Source organism: Corallococcus exercitus (genome assembly GCF_042231735.1).
GTDB classification, from domain to species: domain Bacteria; phylum Myxococcota; class Myxococcia; order Myxococcales; family Myxococcaceae; genus Corallococcus; species Corallococcus exercitus_B.
In genome coordinates, this window is sequence record NZ_CP102577.1 from 4,679,709 (window position 1) to 4,703,147 (window position 23,439).

11 protein-coding genes are annotated in these 23,439 nt (G+C 72.9%); 9 read left to right on the plus strand and 2 right to left on the minus strand.

Annotation, left to right across the window (positions count from 1 at the left end):
- Window positions 1-34: 34 nt before the first annotated feature.
- Both NR792_RS18185 and NR792_RS18190 read right to left on the minus strand, forming a co-directional pair.
- Complete coding sequence (locus NR792_RS18185) at window positions 35-772, minus strand: signal protein (protein WP_375761279.1); 738 nt, start codon at window positions 770-772, stop codon at window positions 35-37.
- Window positions 769-1,518, minus strand: coding sequence for a HEAT repeat domain-containing protein (locus NR792_RS18190; RefSeq protein WP_375761280.1), 750 nt, complete (start codon window positions 1,516-1,518; stop codon window positions 769-771). The genes NR792_RS18185 and NR792_RS18190 overlap by 4 nt, the downstream gene beginning before the upstream one ends.
- 171 nt (window positions 1,519-1,689) lie before the next feature.
- On the opposite strand from NR792_RS18190, the gene NR792_RS18195 reads away from it, so the two are divergent.
- The 9 genes from NR792_RS18195 to NR792_RS18235 all read left to right on the plus strand — a co-directional run bounded on the left by NR792_RS18195 (window position 1,690) and on the right by NR792_RS18235 (window position 23,435).
- Window positions 1,690-3,456 (plus strand): protease pro-enzyme activation domain-containing protein, encoded by a 1,767-nt coding sequence (locus NR792_RS18195; protein ID WP_375761281.1) that lies wholly within the window; start codon window positions 1,690-1,692, stop codon window positions 3,454-3,456.
- Between the two features lie 198 nt (window positions 3,457-3,654).
- Window positions 3,655-4,836, plus strand: a complete 1,182-nt coding sequence (locus NR792_RS18200) for a hypothetical protein (RefSeq protein ID WP_375761282.1) — start codon at window positions 3,655-3,657, stop codon at window positions 4,834-4,836.
- 269 nt (window positions 4,837-5,105) lie between these two features.
- Window positions 5,106-8,288 (plus strand): poly-gamma-glutamate biosynthesis protein PgsC/CapC, encoded by a 3,183-nt coding sequence (locus tag NR792_RS18205; RefSeq protein WP_375761283.1) that lies wholly within the window; start codon window positions 5,106-5,108, stop codon window positions 8,286-8,288.
- Entirely contained in the window at window positions 8,285-10,921 is a 2,637-nt protein-coding gene (locus tag NR792_RS18210; RefSeq protein WP_375761284.1) for a hypothetical protein, read from the plus strand. The genes NR792_RS18205 and NR792_RS18210 overlap by 4 nt, the downstream gene beginning before the upstream one ends.
- A gap of 35 nt (window positions 10,922-10,956) precedes the next feature.
- Window positions 10,957-12,045, plus strand: a complete 1,089-nt coding sequence (locus tag NR792_RS18215; RefSeq protein WP_375761285.1) for a hypothetical protein — start codon at window positions 10,957-10,959, stop codon at window positions 12,043-12,045.
- A 6-nt stretch (window positions 12,046-12,051) separates the two neighbouring features.
- Window positions 12,052-17,109, plus strand: a complete 5,058-nt coding sequence (locus NR792_RS18220) for a hypothetical protein (RefSeq protein WP_375761286.1) — start codon at window positions 12,052-12,054, stop codon at window positions 17,107-17,109.
- 52 nt (window positions 17,110-17,161) lie between these two features.
- Window positions 17,162-21,787, plus strand: coding sequence for a hypothetical protein (locus tag NR792_RS18225; protein ID WP_375761287.1), 4,626 nt, complete (start codon window positions 17,162-17,164; stop codon window positions 21,785-21,787).
- Between the two features lie 35 nt (window positions 21,788-21,822).
- On the plus strand, window positions 21,823-23,016 hold the full coding sequence (locus NR792_RS18230) for a GNAT family N-acetyltransferase (RefSeq protein ID WP_375761288.1): 1,194 nt from the start codon (window positions 21,823-21,825) through the stop codon (window positions 23,014-23,016).
- Complete coding sequence (locus tag NR792_RS18235; RefSeq protein ID WP_375761289.1) at window positions 22,998-23,435, plus strand: serine O-acetyltransferase; 438 nt, start codon at window positions 22,998-23,000, stop codon at window positions 23,433-23,435. The genes NR792_RS18230 and NR792_RS18235 overlap by 19 nt, the downstream gene beginning before the upstream one ends.
- Window positions 23,436-23,439: the final 4 nt, after the last annotated feature.

The following is a 23,439-nucleotide window of genomic DNA, read 5'->3' on the forward strand; positions in this document are numbered from 1 at the left end:
GGTGAAGCGAGGCGCCCGGCCCTTCCCTACCGGGCTACCGAGCCAGCCGCTCGCGGTAGCGCGCTTCCAGGGCGCTGAGCTCGTCCACCCAGGGACCCGTGGCGCCGCTCGTGCGCGCCTGGGCCAGGGCCTCCGACAGCGCGCGCGCGTCCTCGGTCTGCTGCGCGCGCAGGCGCTGGGTCATGTCCCGCGCGACCTCGAAGACGTCCTGCAGTTCGTCGCCTTCGCGCAGGCCGTGCTGCGGCGGGTTCAGGTGTCCTTCCGCCACCTCGCGCATCATGCGCTTGATGCGGAAGAGCGGGCCCACCATCCGGTGCGTCACCACGATGGTCGCCAGCGCCACCACCGCGATGAACGTCACCAGGCAGCCGCCCAGCACCCACCAGGTCATCCGCTGGTGGCGCTCCAGCTCCGCGCGCTGCGCGACGATGGCCGAGCGCTCCGCCTCGTACTTCGCGTCGATGGCCTGCGCCTGCTCCCGGAACTGCTTCTCGAACGCCGGGTCGTTCATGTGGGCCATCAGCTCGTTGGAGAGCGTGGCGCCGGACAGCTCCCGGCTCACCTCCGCCGCCGCCGAGCGGGCATCCACCGCCGTCGCCGTCTCGTGCATCAGCGAGTTCGCCGCGCGCACCAGGAAGATGCCCAGGAGCGCCGCCATCACCAGCGACACACCGACGATGTACGCGGTGAGCTTCAGCTGGAAGGGCGCGTCGAGCAGGAAGTTGCGCCAGCGGCGCTTCGTCGTCGGGGCCTGGGCCGTGGTCGTCGTCATGTCTCGCTGCTCCAGTCGAAGGTCGCGGCGGCTTCCTCGATGGCTCGGGGGATCAGGGCCTTCAACAGGTCCGCGGGCGGAGCTCCCGCGGCGTTCACTTCCACCTGTCCCATCAGGGACTGCTCCGGGTACGTCATGCACAGGAGCGCCAGGCGCAGGCCTCCACTGTCCGTCGCCTGGATCTCCGCCGTGATGCGGTAGCCGTGCACGCCCAGCTTCTTGAGCGCGCCCTTCGCCCCGGCCTTGGACTCCTTCTCCGGCGCCAGCTGCGCGCCCCGGCGCACCAGCTTGGAACGAAGGCGCGCCTCCGTCACCTTCACCAGCTCCGCGGGCACCTTGCCCGTCTTGTCCTTCAGCCCGTCCAGCGACAGGTAGAAGCGCGGCCGGCGCGCCTGGTACGCCTTGATGGCCTTGATGGACTCCGCCACCGCCGCCTGCACCGTGGCGTCCGGCTCTCCCTTCACCGCCTGGAGGCAGTCGAGCCCGCCCGGCTCCAGGAGGGCGCCCAGGCCCTTGGCCACCGCCGCGCGCACCAGCTCGCTGGGGTCCTTGAGGCCGCCGCACAAAGGCGTCACCGCCTCTGGATCCTCGGTGGCGCCCAACACGAGCGCGGCTTGTGAGCGAGCACGCGGATCCCTTCCCTTCTCCAGCTGACGACCCAGGAAGGTGATGCGCGTGTCTCCCTGCGCCAGCGCAGCGCTCGGCAGCAGGAAGAAGAGGAGCAGGAGTGCTGTCGGCAGCCGCATGGGATGGGCAAAGAAGTGCCAACAGTGTAGCCGCGATTTACCTGTCCATGACAGTTGCCTCTCAGGGCAATCGCGCACACCTTGCAGGCGCACAATGGGCGACGTCCTCCAGGGGGGAGGACGGCTGGGGTGCGGGGGACCCGAGGCGGGTCACCGCGGGCTGGGGGCGCAATGAAACGCGGATTCATCCTGACGGGTGTTCTGCTGCTGGCGGGGTGGTTGGGCGGTTGCCGTGACTCGGACCGTCTGACGTCGGTGGGCAAGCCGCGGCCTCCCGGGCCGACGCCAGTGGAGTCAACGCCCACCCTTCCCGACGCCGAGACGTCACAGCCGCCGCCCGGCAAGCCTCCTCCGGTGCCGGAGGTGGTGGATCCACCGCCGCCGGACCCGGAGGCGGAGGTGCTGGACCCCACGCCCGTCCCGACGACGGACGGCGTCCCGGGGCCCCTGCCGGGCGTCTACACGGACAAGGGCGAGGCGCCGGAGACGGACCTCATCCGGGGGCTGGTGTCCTTCCCCATCCGCGACAAGGACGCGCTGGAGCAGCGCATCGCGGACATCTACAAGCCGGGCGGCTCCAGCTTCCGCCAGTACATGACGCCCGCCGAGTGGATGGCGAAGCACGCCCCGCTGGAGAAGGACGTCACCATCGTCACGGACTGGCTGAAGTCCGAGGGCATGCAGGTGCCCTTCGTCGCCACCAACCGGCTGCTGGTGCAGTTCGTGGGGACGGTGGGCCAGTTCAACAAGGCGTTCGGCGTGAAGCTGCGCGTCCTCAGCCGCAAGTCGCCCCAGGGCGGCAATGATCCGCACGACGTCTATGGCCTCACGGAGACCGTCAACGCGCCGGCGTTCGTGCAGAAGCGCATCCACGCCGTCGTCGCGCTGGACCTGCCCGTGCCGGTAGGCACGATGCCCGGCGAGTTCGGCCAGCCGTCCACGGAGCCGCCGGACCCCGTCAGCCGGGGCCTCACGCCGCAGCAGGTGGCGCGCGCGTACAACGTGGACTCGCTCTACAAGCAGGGCCACCAGGGCCAGGGCACGAAGCTGGGCGTGGTGATTGGCGCCGGCTTCCGGTGGAAGGACGTGCGCACCTTCTGGAAGATGTGGGGCATCGAGCGCGAGGACCCCAAGGTCATCCAGACCATGGAGCCGCCCGTCACGCGCTACCGCGAGGGCACGCTGGACGTGGAGTGGGCCGCGGCGATGGCGCCCAAGGCGGAGGTGCTCGTCTACATGGGCCCGGATGCGCGCAACACGTCCATCCTCTACACCTACAACGAGGCCATCTCGCGGGGCGAGGTGAGCGTCATCACCACGTCCTTCGCGCACCGCGAGGACTCCGAGCCGCGCGCGGTGCACGAGGCGTACAGCCACTCCAGCACCATGGCCGCCGCGCTGGGCATCACCATCGCCGCCGCGAGCGGAGACTCCGCGGGCGTGGACGTGCCGGGCAACAGCCCCTACGTCACCGCCGTGGGCGGCACGCAGCTGAAGATGAACGGCATGACGGTGACGGGCGAGACGGCCTGGTACTACTCCGGCTCCGGCATCACCCGCACCTTCGCCACGCCGGAGTGGCAGAAGGGCCTCTTCCCGCTGCCCGCCAAGCGCGCGGTGGTGGACGTCGCGCTCAACGCGGACACCGGCTACTGGTACACGTGGCTGGGCGTCACCACGCCCAACACCGGCACGTCGTTCTCCTCGCCCATCTTCGCGGGCATCATCTCCGTGGTGAACGGCGCGCGCGCGGAAGCGGCGAAGCCGCCGGTGGGCTGGCTCAACTCGCAGCTCTACACGCTGCCCAACGTGCAGGACACGTTCCGCGACATCACCGTGGGCATCACCGACCGTCAGTACGAAGCCGGACCGGGCTGGGACATCCCCACCGGCTGGGGCGCGCCGGACGCGGAGGGACTGCTGCGGACCCTGCCCTGAGCCGGCAGGTGACATAGGGCGGACGGGCAGGCGGGCGCCCCTCCGGCTGTCATCCCGAGTTGACGGGATGCGAATGCATGCGCAGGGCATGCTGTTCGGGACAGGACCATGTCTTTGTCCCCCCTGCGCACGTCCCTTTCCTGCCTCCTGCTCCTCGCAGCCGCATGCAGCAATGCCGTCGCTGGACCGAGCGATGCCGTGGCGGAGAACTCCTCCATCAGCGCTCCCGGGAGCGTGGTCCAGGCCCCGGCCTCGCCCAGCGCTCCTGTTGAAGACGTGGGCCAGGTGCCCACCGCGCCGACGCCCACCGACACGGTGACCCCGGTGGAGACGCCCACGGCCGGGACGCCGGTCGCCCCCTCGCCTGAGCCGTCAGCGAGCGTGTGCGCGCCGCTCGGCTCGCTGGCCAGCCTGACGGGCGACCTGACGACGTGGCTCCAGACGGCGCCCATCGCCGCGGCCAACAGCGGCGGCTTCCAGGAGCCGGGCGGTACGGAGCTCGCCGCGTTCGAGGGCGCCTTCCGCGCGCTGCTCACCGAAGGTCCCACCGCGCAGGTGGTGCAGGACCTGGCGGGGATGGGCTACGGCGTGACCACCTTCCGCAACGACACGGGCGGCGGCTGGCTGGTGGTGCGCGAGCAGGGGCTGCTGTCGCGCGGCGGCGGCACGTTCATCATCAACCTGTTCCCCGCGCGCGACCTGTGGCTGGAGGCGCCGCACGCGGACTCCGACGAGGGCACGCTGCGCCAGACGGCCACGCAGCTGGTGACGCTGGGCGCGCGCGCGCTGCTCATCACCGGCAGCAACCGCTGCGCCGTCACCACCGCCAGCCCGTGCAGCGGCACCACCAGCGTGTGCGGCACCAAGGGCCTGCGCATCTCCGACGCCGCGCACTACGGCAACAACTTCTTCACCGCCGCGCACCGCGCGCTGCGCGCCACCTACCCGGACGCCATCGCCGCCAGCATCCACGGCATGGACGCGGGCGACGGCCCCGAGGCCGCCGTGGTGAGCGACGGCACCCGCGTGCAGCGGCCGGAAGCGCTCTCCAACCGCCTGCGCGACGCGCTCAACACCCACCTGGTGGGCACGAAGAAGGCCTTCTCCTGCAACGCGGCGGATGACGCGGGCAAGCACCGCGCCCTGTGTGGCACCAGCAACGTGCAGGGCCGCATCGACAACGGCGCAGGGGACGCCTGCTTCGCGGAGGCCGCCGCCGCCTCGGACCGCTTCATCCACCTGGAGCAGTCCGCCACGCTGCGCGGCACCGGCGCGTCGTCCAAGGCCGTCATCCAGGCGCTCGCGGACACCGTGCCCTGCACGCTCACCGGCTCCGGCCTGGGCTGCCAGGCGCTGGTGGCCGCGCAGGACTGCCCGTAAGGCCACCTCCGTCCCCCTGCCCGCTCCCGAGCGGCCAGGGGGCCGTGACGCATCACGCCGACGCCATCCGCACCCGCGGTTCAAGCCAGGCTTTTCCTCGCGTGAAGCGCACCGGATGATCCGGTTCAGGGGCCACTTCCACTGTCCGGGGTTGGGCATTCAGTGGGACTGGAGGCCCGGATCATCGGTTGGACAGCGGACGCTTCTCATCCCCTGAGAGGGGCAACCCTGGTCGGGGACGGGAGCCTCCCTAGATTCGAGCGGCCACCATGGCGCTCCTTTCGACCCTGACACTCTTTCCGGCTTACTCCCTCGACACCTCCATCCTGGTGGCGGTGCTCGTGGGCGTGCTCATCCTGGCGCTCCTCACGGAGACGCTCGGTTGGGTCTTCGTGGGCCTCGTCGTCCCTGGCTACCTGGCCTCGGTGTTCGTCATCCACCCGGAGGCGGGCTGCACCGTGGTGGCCGAGTCGCTGCTCACCTATGGCCTGGCGCTGGCGTTCTCCAGCGGACTGTCCCGCACAGGGGCCTGGAGCGAGTTCTTCGGCCGCGACCGCTTCTTCGCCGTGGTGCTCGCCAGCGTCGTGGTGCGTGCCGTCAGCGAGACGTGGCTCTTGCCCGTGCTGGGCCACTGGATGGACGAGCGGTGGGGCACGTCCTTCATCGTGGACCGCAGCCTGCACAGCATCGGCCTGGTGCTGGTGCCGCTCACCGCGAACGCCTTCTGGAAGCTGAAGCTGCGCCGCGGCCTGTGGCAGGTGGGCGTGCCGGTGGCGCTCACGTACGTCATCCTCCGCTTCGTGCTCTTGCCCGGCACCAACCTGTCCTTCTCCAGCCTGGAGCTGATGTACGAGGACGTGGCGCAGGACTTCCTGTCCAGCCCCAAGGCCTACATCATCCTGCTGACGACGGCGTTCCTCGCCGCGCGCTTCAACCTCAAGTACGGCTGGGACTTCAACGGCATCCTCGTGCCCGCGCTCCTGGCGCTCACGTGGCTGGAGCCCTTGAAGCTCGTGGCCACGATGGCGGAGGTGCTGCTGCTGGTGCTGGCCGCGAAGGCGGTGCTGTCGGTGCCGGGACTGCGCACGCTCAACCTGGAGGGCCCTCGCAAGACGGTGCTCGTCTTCTGCCTGGGCTTCCTCGTGAAGTGGACCATCGGCTGGGCCATGGGCGCCCGCATCCCGGGCCTGAAGGTCACGGACCTCTTCGGCTTCGGCTACCTGGTGCCCACGCTGCTGGCGGTGAAGATGCTCCAGAAGCAGGTGATTGCCCGCGTGCTGCTGCCCACGCTGCACACGTCGCTGGCGGGCTTCCTCATCGGCAGCCTCGCGGGCTTCGGGCTGTCGCTCGTCGAGCCCCGTCCGGCCACCGCGCTCACCGCGCAGGCGCCGCACGAGCACGTGCCGGGGCTGGGCCTGGACCAGTCTCCGCTGGGCGTGATGGTGATGGGCCGCGCCACCGCGCGCGAGAGCGACGTGGGCGGCTCGCTGCGGCTGAAGCACGGCGACCTGCGCGCGTACACCGGGCTGTGGAACGGCCTGGACGCGTGGCTTGAAACGGGCCGCGCGGAGGCGGTGTCCTCGCTGCGCACGCAGGCGGTGGCGCTGGGGCTGGAGCTTCGCGAGCTGCCGAAGCAGGACGGCGCGCCCGCGCGCTACGCGCTGGTGGAGCGCGTGGAGGGCGAGGGCAAGGCGGGCTGGGACACGGCGCTGCTGGTGCCCGGCGCGCAGGGCCCCGTGCTGGAGGTGCCGCGGCCGCTGACGGAGGCGCCCAGCGCCGAGGCCGCCGCGATGCTGTGCGAGCGCGTGAGCTGCCGCGCCATCATCGTGAGCGGCGTGGATTCCCACCGCGCGGGCCTGGTGCTGGGCGACGCGCTGTCCCAGTCGGAGACGCCGCTGCGCCACGCGCACGACGCGCTGTCGTCGCGGGAGCGCGTGCAGCTGCGCGTGGACCCTTCGCTGAAGCCGGGCCAGGTGGTGCTGCACACGCCGGACGGCAAGGCGCCTCGGGGCCTGGACGCGCTGTGGCCGGGCGCGAAGGTGACGGCGGAGGCCCCGCCGGAGCCCGGTGGCAACTGGGGTGAGTCGCGGGTGAGCGTGCTGCGCGCGGGCGCCTTCGACCTGGCCTCGCTGGTGCTGGCGCGGGCGCCGGCGCTGGCCGAGCCGGTGACGGAGCGCGACGCGCTGGGCACGCTGATGGTGACGCCGGAGGTGGCGCGCGTCCCGGCGGTGCGGCCTTCGGACGCGGAGCTGCTGGTGCTGGAGCAGCAGGTGGCCTCGCCGCTTTTGGGCGGCGGGACGGCGGACGTGCCCATGGAGCTGCGCACGCGCTGGGCCGGCGCCATGGCGGCGCTCCTGGGCCTGCGGGTGCACCCGGTGACGGAGTGCGCGGGCGCGGCCGGGTGCTGGTGGGTGACGGACGCGGAAGGCACGCCGGGCCGGCTGGGCGCGGGGCTGCTGGTGCGGCCGGGCGGCTCGCCGCTCGCGCTGGAGGTGCCGTCGCCGGCCCGCGAGGCGGGCACGCTGCCGGTGGCCGCCGAGGTGTGGCACGAGTCGCGGGCCACCGCGATGGTGTTCGCCACCGCCTCGGGCGACCTGCCCCACCCGGCCACCTTCGGTGAGCTGCGGACGAGCTTCCAGGCGTTCCACCAAGCGGTGCACCGCGCGCTGCCGAAGGAGCAGGGCTGGGTGCTGCACGTGCGCGGGTTCTCCGGCCGGCCTTCGGTGGACGCGGACGTGCTGGTGGACGTGGGCAGCCCGGTGCTGACTCCGACGCAGCGGCCGGCGGACCTGGAGAAGCTGTTGTCGCAGGAGGGCCCGCTGGGCTGGCTGGGGCAGCGCGTGCGCTACCACGACGGCTCTCCGGAGCTGACGGGCCTCAACGACGCGAGCCCGCAGCAGGTCTTCTCCCGCACCTTCGGCGGAGCGCGGCTGGCCACGCTGTGGCTGTCCGAGCCGCTGCGCGGCGCCTTCGTGGGCCCCCGGCTGGCGGCGGAGGAGCTGGCCATCACGGGCCTGACGCCCGAGGAGCCGCGCGAGTCTCCCGAGCGCGCGCTGCTGGCGGACCGGCTGGTGGCGCCCACGCAGCCGGTGTCCAGCGCGCTGAAGGAGCACTTCGCGGAGCTGACCGCCAGCGCGGAGCGCTACGTCGCGCAGCAGAACGTGCACGACCTGCGCGCGCTGGCGCAGACGAAGCGCGTGGGCAACGTGACGCGTCAGGTGAAGTCCGGCTACAGCGCCGAATACGGCCTGCCCTTCCTCCTGGTGGAAGCGCGGCAGGGCAAGCAGGTGCTGCGCGCCGTCTATTTCCTTCAGCAGCACCCGTCGCCGGCGAAGCGCGCGGAGCTGACCGCGGGTGACGCGGAGCTCGCGAGCACGGTGGACCTGGCGCTGCGACACCGCCGTCCGGTGGTGTTGACCGGGGAAGTCTCCCGCGAAGAGGCCCGTCGATGAAGACCCGCAGCCGCGCCCTCGTGGCGCTCCTTGGCCTGATGGTGGGCCTGGCCCTCATCTGGGGCGCGAGCCTCGCCGTGCTGGGCAACACCGACACGCCCACCGCGCGGCGCGACGCGAAGTTCGTCAACGCCGAGCGCCTCATCTTCTACCGCCTGGAGCCGGGCCGGGAGATGCGCGTGCGCGTCCCCGCCGACGCGGAGGAGCTGCTCATCGTCACGCACGAGCTGCTCCCCGACGGCACGCCCTACGCGCCGGAGAAGCAGTACCAGTACGGCCTCAAGGCCATCCTGCGCGGGCCGGAGGGCGTCCTCCTGGAGCGCGCCATCTTCACGCGCACGCGCCAGAGCAAGGGCCAGCCGCAGGAGGACGGCACGTTCCTGCAGGAGAGCGCCTTCACCACGCACGCGGCGCAGCAGGTGACGGACGAGCGCGAGTTCGTGCTGCGCCTGCCCAAGGAGCGGCCGGACTACTCCGTGCTCTACCTGCGGCCCGCGAGCACGAGCGACACGCTGCTGGCGCGCGTCTACGTCCGTGCGCACCGCACGCTGCCGCTGCTCGCGTCGCAGAAGCTGGCCCAGGCCCGCGCGGAGGTGCGCGCCGGCCGCGCCACCTTCGAGCCCTTCGAGAAGCTCTCCGCCGACACGCGCCGCTGGCTCGCGGAGGAGCACTGGGAGCGCCTCAACGCGGAGGGCGAGGCGGGCACCGACTACCAGATTGAACCCGTCTACCGCACCCCCTACCGGCTGCCGCTGGTGGAGGCCACCGAGTCCGTGCAGGAGCGCCTGGGCGCCGGCCGCGCCGTGGCCCTCAACGTCACCGGGCCCGCGAAGCCGGTGCTGTGGCTGTGGAGCGACGCGACGGACGCGAAGGCGCAGCCGCAAGGCCCCGTGACGCTCCAGACGCTGTCCACCGACGGCACGGCCCACACGCTGGAGCTGCCGGGCCCCGTGGCGGGCTCGCCCATGTCGCATCCGCTGGAGCTGCCGGAGGGCGTGCACACGGTGATGGTGCGCAACGACGGCAAGGAGGACCTGCGCTACACGGTGGAGGGCCCGTTCGAGTCGTGGCTGTTGCCCGCCGAGTCGCGTCCCTCGCCCGGGGTCGCGTCGGAGGGCCGCGTGGCCTTCCTGCCGGACACGCGCCGCACGGAGGCGTTCGCCACCGGCCCGGCGTGCCCGGTGCTGGAGCTGGACATCGACCCGCGCATGGACGCGGTGGGACGGCTGGTGCGCCTCGACGCGCGCTCGCTGGACCGCGCGCCCTCGCGCGAGCCGCTGCACCTGAGCCTCACGGTGCTGGATGAGCAGGGCCAGCCGCTGGGCCAGGCCTCGATGGACGCCACGCCGGAGCCCGCGCCGTTCGAGAGCGCGGCCCTGGTGCCGCTGCCCGGGGGCGCGCTGCCGTGCACGCCGGTGGCGCGGGCGTCGCAGGACGCGGGCTCCGCCGGCTCCGGCGAGGTGACGGACCTGCCGGCCTGGGTGTCGAGCGCGGCGAGCGCGCGGGTGTTCCTGCCGATGGGGGCTCGCAAGCTGCGCGTGGAGGCGCCGCGCGCGACCATCGTGCAGCTCTACAGCTTCCTCTCCAGCGGTCAGCCCATCGCCGTGTCGGCGCCGTACACGAACGACGCGCTCACCGCCGTGCGCTGGCGCAACGCGCCCGTGGACATGCGCGCGTGGCACCCCATGCGTCCGGCGAACCTCCCCGCGCTGATGCAGGCGGGCGCCCGTCTGGAGCTGCTCAGCCAGGTGCGCCTGGAGCCCGTGGGTCCGGAGGAGGAGACGCCTCCGCCGTCCGGGGACGCGGTGGTGGTGCGCCCCTACGGCTCGCCCCAGGTGGTGGAGGTGCTGGAGTCCGCGCAGGCGGACACGGTGGACATGGTGAAGGCGCTGTCCACGGTGCTGGAGCCGGGCCGCGCGGTGCGGGCGCGCTTCGATGCGCGCACGCCCACCCGTCCGGAGGTGCGCCTGTCGCTGAAGGACGCGACGGCGCTGGGCAACGAGGTGGAGGTGCTGCTCGACGGCGAGCCCCTGCACCGCTTCACCGTGCGCTCCACCCGGGCGCGGGAGCTCTTGCCTCCGCTGCCGCCGGGTGAGCATGAGGTGCTGCTGCGCTCCACGGCGCCGGGGCTGACGGCGCTGCTCAACCGTCCTCCGGCTGCGGGCAGCGGCCTGCGCTCGCGCACGGTGTATCCGGTGGGCCAGGGGGGCCTGCGCGTGCCGGTGCGCAAGACGGGTCCGGGCGCCGTCACGCTCAACGTGGTCGTCTACACGCCGGTGGCGGAGGGCGCGAAGGAGCCCCAGCTGTCCGTGACGGTGGACGGCGGCAACCCCGTGCGCCGCGCCAGCGTGCTGGTGCCGCACGTCACCCGCGCCGAGCGCACGGTGGTGCTGCCGGCCTCCGAGCGCGACCCGGCGATGCCGGCGGGCCGCCCGGGCGTGAAGTGGTACGCGCGCACGGTGCCGGTGACGCTGGGCGAGGACATCGCGCCGGGCGTGCACACCGTGCGCATCCAGGCGCTGGGCTCCGAGCCCATGTGGGCGCGGTTCTTCATGTTCGGCCAGTCGGTGGAGAACACCGCGCCGCGCATGTGGAACCGGAGCGGCTGGCAGCCCGACGAGGACATGTTGTGAAGTCCCGCCGGAGGACCGGGTCGTGGCGCCCGCTCGTGGCCGCGGGAGTCGTGTCCGTGCTGGGCGCCGCCATGAGCGCCCGCGCGCAGACGACTCCGAGCGCCCCGACGGCACCGGACGCCGCGAAGGCAGCGAAGTCATCCCAGCAGGACGGGCCCCGCGGGGGCATGCGCGCGAAGCCGGGCACGCGGCCGCCTCCGGAGCGCGTGCCTCAGGAGGATCCTTCCGTGAACGTGCCCGAGCAGTCGGGGTGCCGCGTGGACGCGCGCTTCTCCGGGCTGTGGCCGCGCCTGGACGCCGTGACGTTCCACCCCACCACGCTGGAGGAGCGGGCGGCGGTCTCGAAGCTCATCCCCGCGCTGCTGGCGGCGGCGCCCACGCGGAAGGACGTCCCTCCGGAGCTGACGAACCTCGCCGCGTCCGCGGGCTTCTTCCTGGAGACCTGGGCCACGCCGCGCGACACCTTCTGGGTCCTGCGCGAGCGCCCGGACAACCTCCACGGCGCGGGCGCGTATGTGATCCGCACGGGCGAGGCCACCCACGACGTGGTGCAGGTGCCCCATCCGTACTTCGACATCGGCACGGAGGACATCGGCGCCAACCTCTTCTCGTGCCCGCCGGAGGGCCACGCGCCGCGCCTGTTCATGACCGCCACCGCGCACCGCTACAAGGGCGTGCCCGGTGAGACGCCCGAGGATCCGGAGCACCCCGCCGACGTCGCGCACAACCCGGACCACCTCTTCCAGGCCGTGACCGACCTGGCCGCGCGCCAGCTCCGCGCCCCTCGCGTGGTGCAGCTGCACGGCTTCGGCGAGTCCAAGGTCCAGAAGGGCCGCACGGAGCTGCTCGCGGCCGTGGTGAGCGACGGGACGCGCAAACCCGGCGCGTGGGCCCGGAAGGTGGCCGCACAGCTGGAGAAGCCGCTCGGCCCTGGAGTGAAGCTGTTCCCGGACGAGGTGAAGGTGCTCGGTGGGACACAGAACGCGCAGGGCCGCCTGCTCCAGGCCTACCCGCTCGCCCGCTTCCTGCACCTGGAAATGTCATCCCGTACGCGCAAAGCGCTGGCGAGCCCGGCGCGTCTGGACCGGCTGGCCCAGATTCTGTTCGCACCCTTGGAGGACTGAGCGCCGATGTTTCCTGTTCGACGCCGCGCCCGTTACACCCTGCTCGTGGGAGCGCTCGCGGCGCTGCCCGTCATCGCGCAGCCCGCCGTTTCCCAGCCGTCCGTCATCGCCCGCAGCGAAGAGGGCATGACGTGGCGGCCGCGCGCCATCCGGGGCCCGGTGGCGCTGGAGGACCTGCGGGGCCACGCGCCCTACGTGCCTTCCGGTGTCCCCCAGGTGACGGGCGCGATGGAGGTGTCCGCCAGGAAGGGCGCCGCCGTGTGGCTGGGGCCGCTGGACGTGGTGCGCGTCACCGGCCCCGCCGGAGCGCTGCGCTTCACCCGCGTGCCGCTGTCGGAGGGCGACGAAGCGCCCGAGCTGCGCGTGGAGGAAGAGGGCGTGTCGGAGCGTCCGGGCCGCTGGTACCTGGCGGAGCCCATGGGCGCCGGCAGCATCTGGTGGGTCACGGCGACGAAGAACGCCCGCATCGTGGTGGAGCGCCCGACGCACACGTCCACGGCGCGCACCGAGGAGCGGATGCGCGACGCCCTGCTCAAGTGGGTGGACGGCAAGGGCCCGCGCCCGGCGCTCGCGTTCGACGCGGCCACGCGCGCGCGGCTGGACGTGGACGCGGCGCTGGAGGCGGAGCTCGTGAAGGACGAGCCCGCGTCCTCGCCCTTCCGGACCGCGGTGCGTGACTGGCGCAAGGCCGCGGCGTTGCGCGAGTGGGCGCTGGTATCGCCGCTCTATGGCCAGGCGGTGCGCGTGGAGCGTCCGCGTCCCACCGGCACGGAGGTGGTGCTGGAGGGGATGGACGCGCCGTGGATCCGGCCCGACGTGAAGGGCTCGGTCTGGGCGCTGGAGCTGGAAGGCCCGGGCGTGTTCTCGCTGGAGGCGCGCGCCGTGCTGGGCCATGGCGCGCCCGCCGAGGCAGCGACGGTGGAGGTCTACGGCGTGGGCGGGGTGCTCGCGCAGGCGCAGCTCACGCCGCAGCCCGCGTGGGCGGAGGCGCCCGAGGGCGCGGCGCTGCCGGACGGGCGCACCGCGCGGGTGCTCGCGTCGGGTGAGCGCGTGGGCATCGTGGAGGAGATGCGCGTGGCGCTGCCTCCGGGCAAGCACAACTACCGCGTGAGCTGGAAGGGCCCCGCGCCCATGGTGCGCGCGCGCGTCGCCACGCGCCGGCCCACGCTGTCGGAGGCGCTGTCGCACCAGACGCACTGGACGGAGCTGGCGGAGAAGGCGTGGGAGGTGGTGAAGCAGGACACCGCCGCGCGGCCGTCGCTGCTGCGTCAGCGGCTGGTGGCGCTGATGCCGGACCTGGCGCGCGGCACGTACGGACGGATCAAGACGGAGGGCCTGTCGCCGCTCCTGCATGCGATGGCCGCCCTGGGTGATGGCGATACGGACGTCGCGGTGGAGAAGCTGAAGAGCGCGGATGCGTCGCCGCTCGCGTGGCACCTGCGGTTGCTCACCGCGAAGAAGCTCCTGGACGCGAACAAGCCGGACGTGGCGCACGCGCTCTTGGGCACCGCGCCCGCGCTGCCGGACGCGGGCTTCCTCACCGCCGAGGCGTCGGAGCTGGTGGCCCGCCTGCCGCTGGGCAACCCGCTGCGCAGCCGCGAGCTGGCCGCGCTGGAGCTGGCGTGGCGCGCGGAGCCGCTGTCGGAGGACATCCGCCGCGGCTACCGTGCCGCGTGGTGGCGCGCGAGCCGCTGGTCGCAGGTGGCGCCCGCGCCCCGTGAAGATGGAACCGAGGTGAAGGCCTCGCAGTGGCTGGACCTCCAGGGCCTGGAGGCCGACGCGTCGATGGTGGGCAGCGCGCTGTGGCCGCTCGCGGCGGGTGGCACCACGCGCGTGCAGGCCACGGGGCTCGCGGAGGCCCCCACCCTGCTGCGCGCCTACGTGATGACGCCGCCGGGCGCGAAGGCGAACCCGGTGCTGCGCGTGGGGAACAACACGTTCCCGCTGCTGCCGCTGTCGGCGGTGGAGCCGGTGGAGATCGCCCTGCCTCCGGGCGAGCACGCCCTGAAGCTGGAGGGCGCGGAGGGCACGCGCGCGTTCCTGTCGCTCGCGCCCGCGAAGGCGGAGGGCGCGCCGGGCGAAGTGGGCTACGTGCGCTCGCAGTGGCCGGTGAAGGTGGACCAGAAGGCGGTGCGCTTCCGGGTGCCGGACGCGAAGCTGCCCTCTCCCGTGCGCGTGCAGTTCCGTCCGCTGGGTGCTGAAGCAGGCAAGCCCATCGTGGTGCGCATGAACACCGACGTGGGCCATCCGCGCCGCCTGGTGCTGATGCCTGGGGCCGCCAGCCCGCGCCACGTCGCGCTGGAAGGCGCGAAGGGCACGTCGTCCGCGCCGGTGTCCGCGGTGGTGACGCTGCCCGCGCAGGCGCGCGAGGTGTGGTTCGAGCCCGAGGATCCGAAGGTCCAGCTCGCCGTCTCGCTGGCGGTGCGCCGCGCGGAGGTGGCCACGCCCGAGGAGCCCCCTGCCCCGCCGCAGCAGCAGGCCGCGGGCACGGCGTACGAGTCGCTCCAGGCGCTCTCCCGCGCGCTGCGCACGCAGCCCGATGAGGTGGAGCCGCGCCTCGCGCGCGCCGAGCTGCTCTCCTCGTTGCAGGAGGACGGCTTCGCCCGCGCGGACGTGGGCCGGCTGCTGGACGCGCAGGCGAAGCTGACGCCGGAGCAGCAGCGGCGCCTGCTCGCGCTGATGGACCGCCTGACGCAGGCCTCCCCGCGCACGGTGCGCTTCGCGCAGGCCATCACGCAGCCCACGCTGGTGTCCCCCGCCTTCCCGGCGCTGGACACGGACGGAGCGACGCTCGCGGCCACCAGTGCCCCGGACACGCAAGGCAATGCCCCGGTGACGGCGGGCGACACGACGCTCTCCGCGCTCAGCGCCCAGGTGCGCGAGGGCCACATGGACGCGGCGCTCGCGGCGGTGTCGGGCGACAAGAGCCTTCAGGGCCGCTACCTGCGCGCCCGGCTGCTGTCGGCCTCCGGTGAGGACGCGGCGGGTGCGCTGGCCATGGCCGCGCTGTACCGCGAGACGGGCCTGCCGCAGGTGGGCCTGGAAGCGCTCGGCATGCTGGAGCGGCTGCAGGACTCGCCGCAGGCGTGGAAGGACGGCGGCGCGCCGCTCGGTGCCGCGCTCGCGGGCCAGCTCCAGGCGTGGGCGGATCATCCCGACGTGCGCCGCATGCGCTTCACCGCGGGCCGCTGGACGCGCTGGGAAGGCCTGCGCGACGCGGAGGAGACCGCGGGCTCGCTCCTGGCCACGTCGGAGGCCGGCACGGATGACGAGGACGTCGCCATGTCCGTGCGCAAGGCGCTGCTCGCGCCCCCGTGGAAGCTGTCCGAGGCGAAGCTGCTGCCCGCCGGGGCCTCGCGCGTGATGAGCCTGGTGGTGAAGCAGCCCCGGCCCCTGGGCGCCGAGGTCCTCTGCGGCACCACCCCGCGCCCGGGCGTGGACGCCGCCGGCACCTGCTCCTTCGCGCTCCGCGTGGATGGCCGCGTGGTGCGCGAGCTGAAGGTCGCCGAAGGCGAGACCGCCATCCTGGGCACGCGCCTGGACGTCCCCGGCCGCCACCAGGTGGAAGTCGTGATGGTGCGCGCCGACACGCAGCAGACCGGCCTGGTGCGCTTCGTGGAGTCCGAGGAAGCCAGCGCCAACGCCCGCGTCATGGCCGCCCCGCAGCCGCTGTCCCTGCTGCGCAGCCGTCCGGGTGCGCCGGTGGTGATGACCGTGCTGGGCCCCACCGCCCTGCGCGTGCGCGCCTCCGCCCTGGCCCCGTCGTCGGGCCGCGAGCTGCTCCTGCGCAGCACGCCGCTGCCCTCGGGCGACGGCACCGGCGGCTCCAGCGCGGAGGAAGGTCCGCTCATGCACCTGGGCCTGCCCGAGGACGCCGACCCCGGCCTCCAGGGCGCGTCCCAGCCGCTGGGCCGCATGGGCGAGACGTGGCTGCTCCTGCCCTCGCGCGGTCCGCACCGCGTGAGCCTGGAGTCGCCCGCGGGTGAAGCCCTGGTGCAGGTGCAACTGGGTGTCGCCTCGGATCCGAGCGCCCTCGCGGCCCCGTCGTGGGCGCAGGGCACCACGGGCCTGGAGCCGCTGCCCTGGCCCGCGCTGCCGCCCAGCCTGTCGCTGTTGCCGGAGGGCATGCCTCCCGAGACGCGCACGGGCGGCCTGGGCATGGTGTCCGCGGAGATGGGCTACCGCAGCGAGGACGTGGAGGAGGGCGAGCTGCTCAACCGCCCGCTCCAGACGGGCCTGGAGGTCCGCCTGTCCCTGCGCCGTGAGCTGTCCCCGGGCCGCGCGTGGCTGCGCTTCACGCCCGAGGCGCGCTACCCGCTCAACCAGACCGCCGTGCTCGGCGGCACCGTGGCCGGGTACGTGAACCAGCTGCCCGGCGACCTGCGCCTGTCCATGCAGGGCTCCGTGTTCACGCAGACCATTGACGGCGCCATGCGCTGGAGCGCGCGGGGCCGCATCGCGGCGGACCGCTACCTGCGCCTGTCCCCGGACGTGGGCCTCATCCCCGGCCTGGGCCTGACCCTGGAGTCCATGCAGGGCGGCAGCGCGGTGGAGGCCAGCCGCTACGACCAGAACGTCTACTGGCTCTACGGCAAGGACCACCCGCGGCGCCTGTCGCCCCGGCTGTCCCTGCGCTGGCAGCCGTTCCAGGACCACGTGGCCACGCTGGGCATGTCCGCGGTGAGCAACGCCAACTTCTACACGGTGGACAACGCGGGCGCCTACGCGAGCTGGGCGGCGCTGCTGGGCGGCAAGCTCCAGGGCACGCGCGTGGAGCTGGGCTACGGCGCCTCGCAGCGCTTCCAGGATGATCACCGCGCCACCGCGTACCTGCGCCACCGCGTGTCGGGCCGCCTGGACTGGAACGTGTGGATGGGCAAGGGCGGCAACCGCCTCATGCTCTTCGCGGAAGACCGCGCGTTCCTCTCCGGCCCGTACGGCACGCAGAACGTCTTTTCACTCGGAGCGCGGTGGGATTGGACGGGTGGACGTGGGTTGCAGGACGTCACGCCCACCGAAGAGGAGTTCGAGGAGCTGCTGGATGAACGACGTTTGCAGCCGTGAGCTGTCCTGATCCGAACGCGTGCCTGGGGGGGCCGGGCAGGTTTCTCAAGCGATGAATAGCTCTGGCCGCGACATGCACCCGGCGAACGAACCTCTCGAATCCCAGCTGCTGGAAGCCCTGCCCCCCCTGCACCGTCGTGTGCGGGGGGCCTCGGTCGAGGCCCTGGCCCGGCGGCTGGTGGAAACCTGCCCCCGCCCCGCCGACCTGGAAGGGCTGGCCCCGTGGCTGGGCGTGGCCCTGGAGGCCCTGGAGACGGAGCTGGCCGCGATCCACGCGGAGATCGTCCAGTTCACCCGCCAGCACAACGAAGCGGTGGATGACGCCGCCCGCCGCCAGGTGCTGGTGGATCACCTCAAGGCCACGGTGAAGGACCGCAAGGACCGCAAGGAGGACCTGCGCGCCCTGGACCGGTGGATGGGCTTCGATGCCCTGCGCGAGCGGCAGGAGAAGCGCCGTCACAAGCTGCTGATTGAAGAAGAGACGGCGCTGCGCGCGCTGACGGGCGTGCTGGCCACGGCCCCCGTGGAGGAGCTCCAGCCCGCCGCCGTGCCGCTGGCGAGGCAGCTCTTGGACCGCGCCGTGGACGCGCCCCGCGCGCAGAACCGCTTCGCCGCGCTGGAGGCCTTCCGGCAGCTCGCGCAGGTGGTGCCGGGCGTCGCCGCGTCGCTGCCCGAGGTGGGCCCCACGCTGACGAGCCTCGCGGGCCAGGAGGACGTGAGCCCGTTCTTCCAGGCGGAGGCCCTGCGCGCGCTGCTCACCGTGGACGCGCTCACGGGCCTGGCCCTGCTGCGCCAGCGGCTGCGCGCGAAGGCCCCGTCGGAGAAGGACTTCCTCTTCCGCCGCCAGGTGCTGGAGCAGTGCGCGCCGCTGCTGTCGGAAGAGCACCGCATGCCGCTGCTCACCGAGGTCGCGCACCACGACCCCAGCGAGTACGTGCGCATGGGCCTGTGCGCCCTCATCGCGCAGCGTCCGGATGGCCAGTCCCTGCTGCGCCGTCTGGCGGGCCTGGAGTCGATGCCCGCCGTCGCGGGACAGGCCCTGTCGGAGCCGAGCCCGCGCGTGCGCACCGCCGCCGTGCTGGCCGCGGTGGACGCGGCGCTCGCGTCGCCGAAGGTGAAGGGCCCGGCCCTCCAGGTGCTGGTGGACGTGCTCGGCCGTGACACCGCGCCGCTCGTGCTGCGCGTGTCGTGCGAGCGCGCCGCCGCGCTGGCCGAAGCGCTGGGGGCCACCGGCCTGGGCCCCGCGCACGCGGCGCTGCTGGACGCGGTGGAATCGCTGACGACGCAGCCGGGCGCCTCGGGCCCGGTGGTGGAGGCAGCGGCCGCCGCCGCGCAGGTGCTGCGCCGGGTGAAGGACCCGGTGCGCCAGGCGTGGACGGCGTTCCTCGCCGGCCGCGTCTCCAAGCTCCGCCCGGGCAGCCGCACGCGCATCCCGCTCCAGCCCGCGCCGGAGAACCTGCCGCCGATGCCGGAGGGCCCCGCGTGGCTGGGCGCCATCCTCGCGGACCTGTCGCAGGACGGGCACGGCCTGTACGCGGAGCGCACGGACAAGACGCTGACGCTGTGGCACGGCGACCGGCAGGAGCGCCGCCTGTGGCGCATGTGGCACGAGCTGGGCCGCCCCGCGCCGAACAAGCGCCAGGCGTTCCTGCACACCACCGGCCGGGTGATGTCCGGCACGCTGCGCGCGCACCCGGGCCACCTGGACGAAATCACGGAGACGCTGGTCCCCGGCGAGCGCGTCCACGTGGCGAGCCAGGGCAGCTGGGGCCGCCACCTGCCCACCGTGGACGACCTGCTGGACCTGCCGCTGTCGAAGGACGGCAAGGTCCACCTCTTCAGCAGCCACGGCGAGACGGTGCTGGTGCCGCCCGCCTCGCGCCTGCGCCGGCTGACGAACCGCCTGAAGGTGTCGAAGGACTACCGGCGGCTCGCGACGCTGCGGCTGGACTCGCTGGGAGGCGAGGAGCCCCGCGAGCGCCGCCGCTTCGTGGAGCACGTGGAGCGCGCCCTGGGCGTCCAGGTGCGCTTCACGCCGTACGGCCAGAACAAGCAGGTCCCCGCTCCGCTCGCCACGCTCTTCCACGAGCCGGAGGCCGCGCCGAAGCCTCCGTCCACGCTGCACACGCCCGCGCTCGTGGGCCTGCAGAGCGGGTTCCTGGCGCTCCTCACCGAGCGCATCATGGAGAACGAGGGCTACTTCCTGGGGATGGGAGGCAACGGCATCGCGGCGCTGGGCCTCTTCACCGCGGCGCTCTTCTCCCTCTTCCTGGGCGACACGTACGTGAAGCGCCAGAGCGTGCGCAAGTCGCGGGAGAAGATTCCGCTGGTCATCGGCGGCTGGGGCACGCGCGGCAAGTCCGGCACGGAGCGCCTGAAGGCGGCGCTCTTCTCCGGCATGGGCTTCGAGGTGTTCGCGAAGACGACGGGCTCGGAGGCGATGTTCGTGCACAGCGCCCCGGGCGCCGGGCCGTCCGAGTTCTTCATCTTCCGCCCCTACGACAAGGCCACCATCTGGGAGCAGAAGGACATGGTGGAGCTGGGCGCGCGCCTGGGCACGGAGGTCTTCCTCTGGGAGTGCATGGCGCTGCAGCCGAACTTCGTCGAGCTGCTCCAGAACGACTGGATGAAGGACGACTTCGCCACGCTGACCAACGCCTATCCGGACCATGAGGACATCCAGGGCCCGGCGGGCATCAACGTCGCGTCCGTCATCACCAACTTCATGCCCAGGGACGGCCGGGTGGTGACGACGGAGGACCACTTCCTGCCGCTCTTCAAGCAGGCGGCGAAGGAGAAGGACACGACGCTCTTGCACAGCGCGTGGTGGGAGGCGGAGCTCATCCCCGAGGAGTTCCTCGCGCTGTTCCCCTACCGCGAGCACCCGCGCAACATGGCACTGGTGGCGACGCTGGCCGAGCAGCTCGGCGTGTCGCGGCCGTACGCGCTGGCGCTGATGGCCGAGCACGTGCAGCCCGAGATCGGCGTATTGAAGGTCTTCCCGCCGGCGAAGGTGCGCGGGCGGCAGCTCCAGTTCATCAACGGGCACTCGGCGAACGAGCGCACGGGCTTCATGAACAACTGGATCCGCACGGGCCTGGGGGACGTGGATCCGGACGCGAACCCGGAGCGCGCGGTCATCACGGTCATCAACAACCGCTGGGACCGCGTGTCCCGCTCGGAGGTGTTCGCGCGCATCATGGTGGAGGACGCGCCCGCGGACCGGCACGTGCTCATCGGCACGAACCTGGAGGGCCTCCAGAAGTACGTGCGCGACGCGCTGGACCGGCACCTCCTGAGCACGGAGGTCGTCGCGGCGGAGGAGGTCACGAGCCCCGAGGGCCAGGCCCGCGCGGAAGCACGGCTCGCGAAGGAGCTGGCGAAGCTGAAGGTGCCGCGCCCCACGACGGCCACGTTCATGGACCGGCTGGAGCGGTACGCGGCCGGCGCGGGGCTCCAGGCCACGGCCACGCTGGCGCTGACGGCGGCGGTGGGCAAGGCGCTGGAGGGCGGCGACGACGACGTGGGCGTGGAGAAGCTTCGCCGCGCGCTGGAGCGCGAGGTGGGCCCGCTCATCGACGAGGCGCTGTCGCCGGCGTCGCGCGCGCAGCCGCAGGCGCTGCCGGAGGTGCTGACGGCCGCGACGAAGGACGAGGTGCGCGAGCACGCGCTGTACCTGCTGGCGCGCATGGCGGTGCACGCGCGGCTGAAGGCGCTCCTGCCCAGGGGTGAAGTGGATGCGCAGGGACGCGTGAAGGCGTTCCACACGAAGTTCCGCGAAGCCTACAAGGCCATGATGCTGGAGCAGCTGGTGCCGGTGTCCGACTCGCAGGCGACGGGCGACCAGGTGGTGGACGCGTGCGCCCGCGCGGTGCCGCCCGGGGTGCAGGTGAGCATCATGGGCGCGCAGAACATCAAGGGCACGGGCCTGGACTGGGTGTACCGCTGGATGGCGCTGGACCGCGTGACGACGGCGCTCAAGGCGCTGGAGGGCACGTCGGTGGAGGCGCGGCGGCGGGCGCTGGAGTCGCTGGAGACGTTCGACGACTCGGGCTTCGTGGACGCGGGCCTCGCGCGCACGGTGCTGCCGGGGCTGGTGAGCAAGGCCGCGACGCCGGACGAAGCGGACCGGCTGCGCAAGCTGGCGGAGCGCGCCCGGGAGCGGCACGAATTGAAGATTGCCGCGCTGACGCACACGGCGGCGGGCGGCGCGACGCAGGTGGTGGTGCGCAAGCTGGAGAAGGTGTTCGACTACCTGGACAGCGTCACACGGCGCCGGCTGAGCGAGATGTTGCTGGAGGACCTGGAGGCGGGCCGCGTGTCGCACGCGCGGGCAGCGGTGGAGACGCGCAAGCTTTACGAGCGCCAGAAGGGCGGCTGGCTCTTCCGCGGCCTCAAGAAGCAGCCGAAGCGGCTGGCACCGGTGCAGGTGGAGGCGCCCGTGCCCAAGGTGGAGGAGGCGCCGCTGCCGGCGCCCGCGGAGGCGGTGTTCAAGACGGGCGTGGAGCTCCCCAGCACGAAGGTCCCGGTGCCGGTGCGCCACGTCTCCATGGACACCAACGCGTTGACGAAGGGCGAGGGGCCCGTGCTGCTGCGTGACGAGCCGCTGAAGAAGCAGGGCCCGGAGCTCCCGGGCGCTGAGTCGGCGGTGGATGACGCGGGCGAGCCGCTGTCCTGAGTCCCCCCGAGCGCGAGACCCGAGGAGAGACGTACATGGAGGAGAGCCCCATCACGGACGCGATGCTCGGGGAGCGCGTCCCTTCCCTTCCCCGCCCGAACGCGGTGGAGCCCGCGCCGCGCAGGCGCGTGGAGCCCTTGTGCGTGGAGGAGGTCCGGAGCCTTCCGGCCTTCGACGCGCTGGAGACGGAGTGGAACGCGCTGGTGAAGCGCGTGGATGACCAGGTGTTCTACCGGCACGAGTTCGTGCGCTGCTGGCTGGAGCACTTCGCGCCAGGAGCGGCCCTGCGCATCCTCACGGCGAGGAACGCGCTGGGCACGCTGGTGGCGGTGCTGGGCCTCAAGGAGGAGCAGGGCCACCAGTATGGAGTGCCGGTGCGCCAGCTGTCGTCGCTGACGAACAAGCACTCCTGCCGCTTCGACCTCGTGGCCGAGGAGCCGAAGCGCGCCGCGGTGGCCTTCCTGTCGCACCTGATGGGCGACACGAGCTGGGAGGTGCTCCGGCTGTCGGACGTGCCGGAGGGCGGCGCGGCGTGGGAGCTGGTGAACGCGGCGAGGGGCGCGGGGATGCCCTGGGGCGCGTGGCCGAGCGCGCGCTCGCCGTACCTGGTGCTGCCTTCCACGGTGGCGGCGTGGACGAAGGGACGGAGCAACGCGAAGCCGCTGCGGCGCAGGCGCAGGCGCCTGGAGGAGAGGGGCCGCGTGGAGGTGGAGCGCGTGGCCGAAGTGGAGGGCCTGGGGTCGAAGCTGGAGGAGGCCTTCGCACTGGAACAGAGCGGCTGGAAGGCCCAGGAGGGCACGGCGATCGCGCAGGCCGAGCACCGGCGCGGCTTCTACACGGGGCTCGCGCGCACGGCGGCGGAGCGCGGCTGGCTGGGATTGTATTTCCTGCGGTTGGACGGGCGGGCCATCGCGTTCCAGTACGGGCTGGAGTACGGCGGCCGCTATCTGGCGATGAAGCCGGGCTACGACGAGGCCCTGGCGGAAGTGAGCCCGGGGCATCTCTTGACGGAGAACCTGGTCCAGGACTGCATCGGAAGGGGTTTGAGCGAGCTGGACTTGCTGGGGGACGACGCCCCCTACAAGCGCGAGTGGACGGAGCAGGTGCGGCAGCACCACTGGCTGTTCATCTACCGGGACACCTGGATGGGGCAGACGCTGCAGCGGTCGAAGTTCCGCTGGGCACCGGTCGCGAAGAGGATGGTGGGCAGATGGGTCCGACGGCGCTGACGTTCTACCGGGCCGCGAAGCGGCTCCAAGCGCACCCAAGGCTCGCGAACATGGTGGCCACGGTGGGCGACCGCATCCACAACAGCCACGTGGACACGAACGCCGTGCTGCACCCCACGGTGGAGCTGGGCTACGGAGGCATCGGCGTCATCATCGCGCCGGGCGTGGAGATTGGAGAGAAGAGCTTCATCTCCCAGAACGTGAGCCTGGAGCCCCTGCCCGGAGTGGCCGGAGTGCCGCGAGTCGGCCGGGACGTCTACATCGGCGTGGGCGCGCAGATTCTGGGCCCGGTGGTGATTGGAGACGGAGCGAAGATTGGCGCCAACGCCCTCGTGATGGAGGACGTGGCGCCGGGAGCCACCGTGGCGGGGATTCCCGCGCGGGAGCTGAAGCGGCAGGCGCCGCCGACGGGGACGTAAGTCC

Bases quoted from the DNA above. Each gene is read 5' to 3' on its own strand.
- NR792_RS18185 (WP_375761279.1), bottom strand. From the start codon at position 772: ATGACGACGACCACGGCCCAGGCCCCGACGACGAAGCGCCGCTGGCGC.
- NR792_RS18190 (WP_375761280.1), bottom strand. From the start codon at position 1,518: ATGCGGCTGCCGACAGCACTCCTGCTCCTCTTCTTCCTGCTGCCGAGC.
- NR792_RS18195 (WP_375761281.1), top strand. From the start codon at position 1,690: ATGAAACGCGGATTCATCCTGACGGGTGTTCTGCTGCTGGCGGGGTGG.
- NR792_RS18205 (WP_375761283.1), top strand. From the start codon at position 5,106: ATGGCGCTCCTTTCGACCCTGACACTCTTTCCGGCTTACTCCCTCGAC.
- NR792_RS18210 (WP_375761284.1), top strand. From the start codon at position 8,285: ATGAAGACCCGCAGCCGCGCCCTCGTGGCGCTCCTTGGCCTGATGGTG.
- NR792_RS18220 (WP_375761286.1), top strand. From the start codon at position 12,052: ATGTTTCCTGTTCGACGCCGCGCCCGTTACACCCTGCTCGTGGGAGCG.
- NR792_RS18225 (WP_375761287.1), top strand. From the start codon at position 17,162: ATGAATAGCTCTGGCCGCGACATGCACCCGGCGAACGAACCTCTCGAA.
- NR792_RS18230 (WP_375761288.1), top strand. From the start codon at position 21,823: ATGGAGGAGAGCCCCATCACGGACGCGATGCTCGGGGAGCGCGTCCCT.
- NR792_RS18235 (WP_375761289.1), top strand. From the start codon at position 22,998: ATGGGTCCGACGGCGCTGACGTTCTACCGGGCCGCGAAGCGGCTCCAA.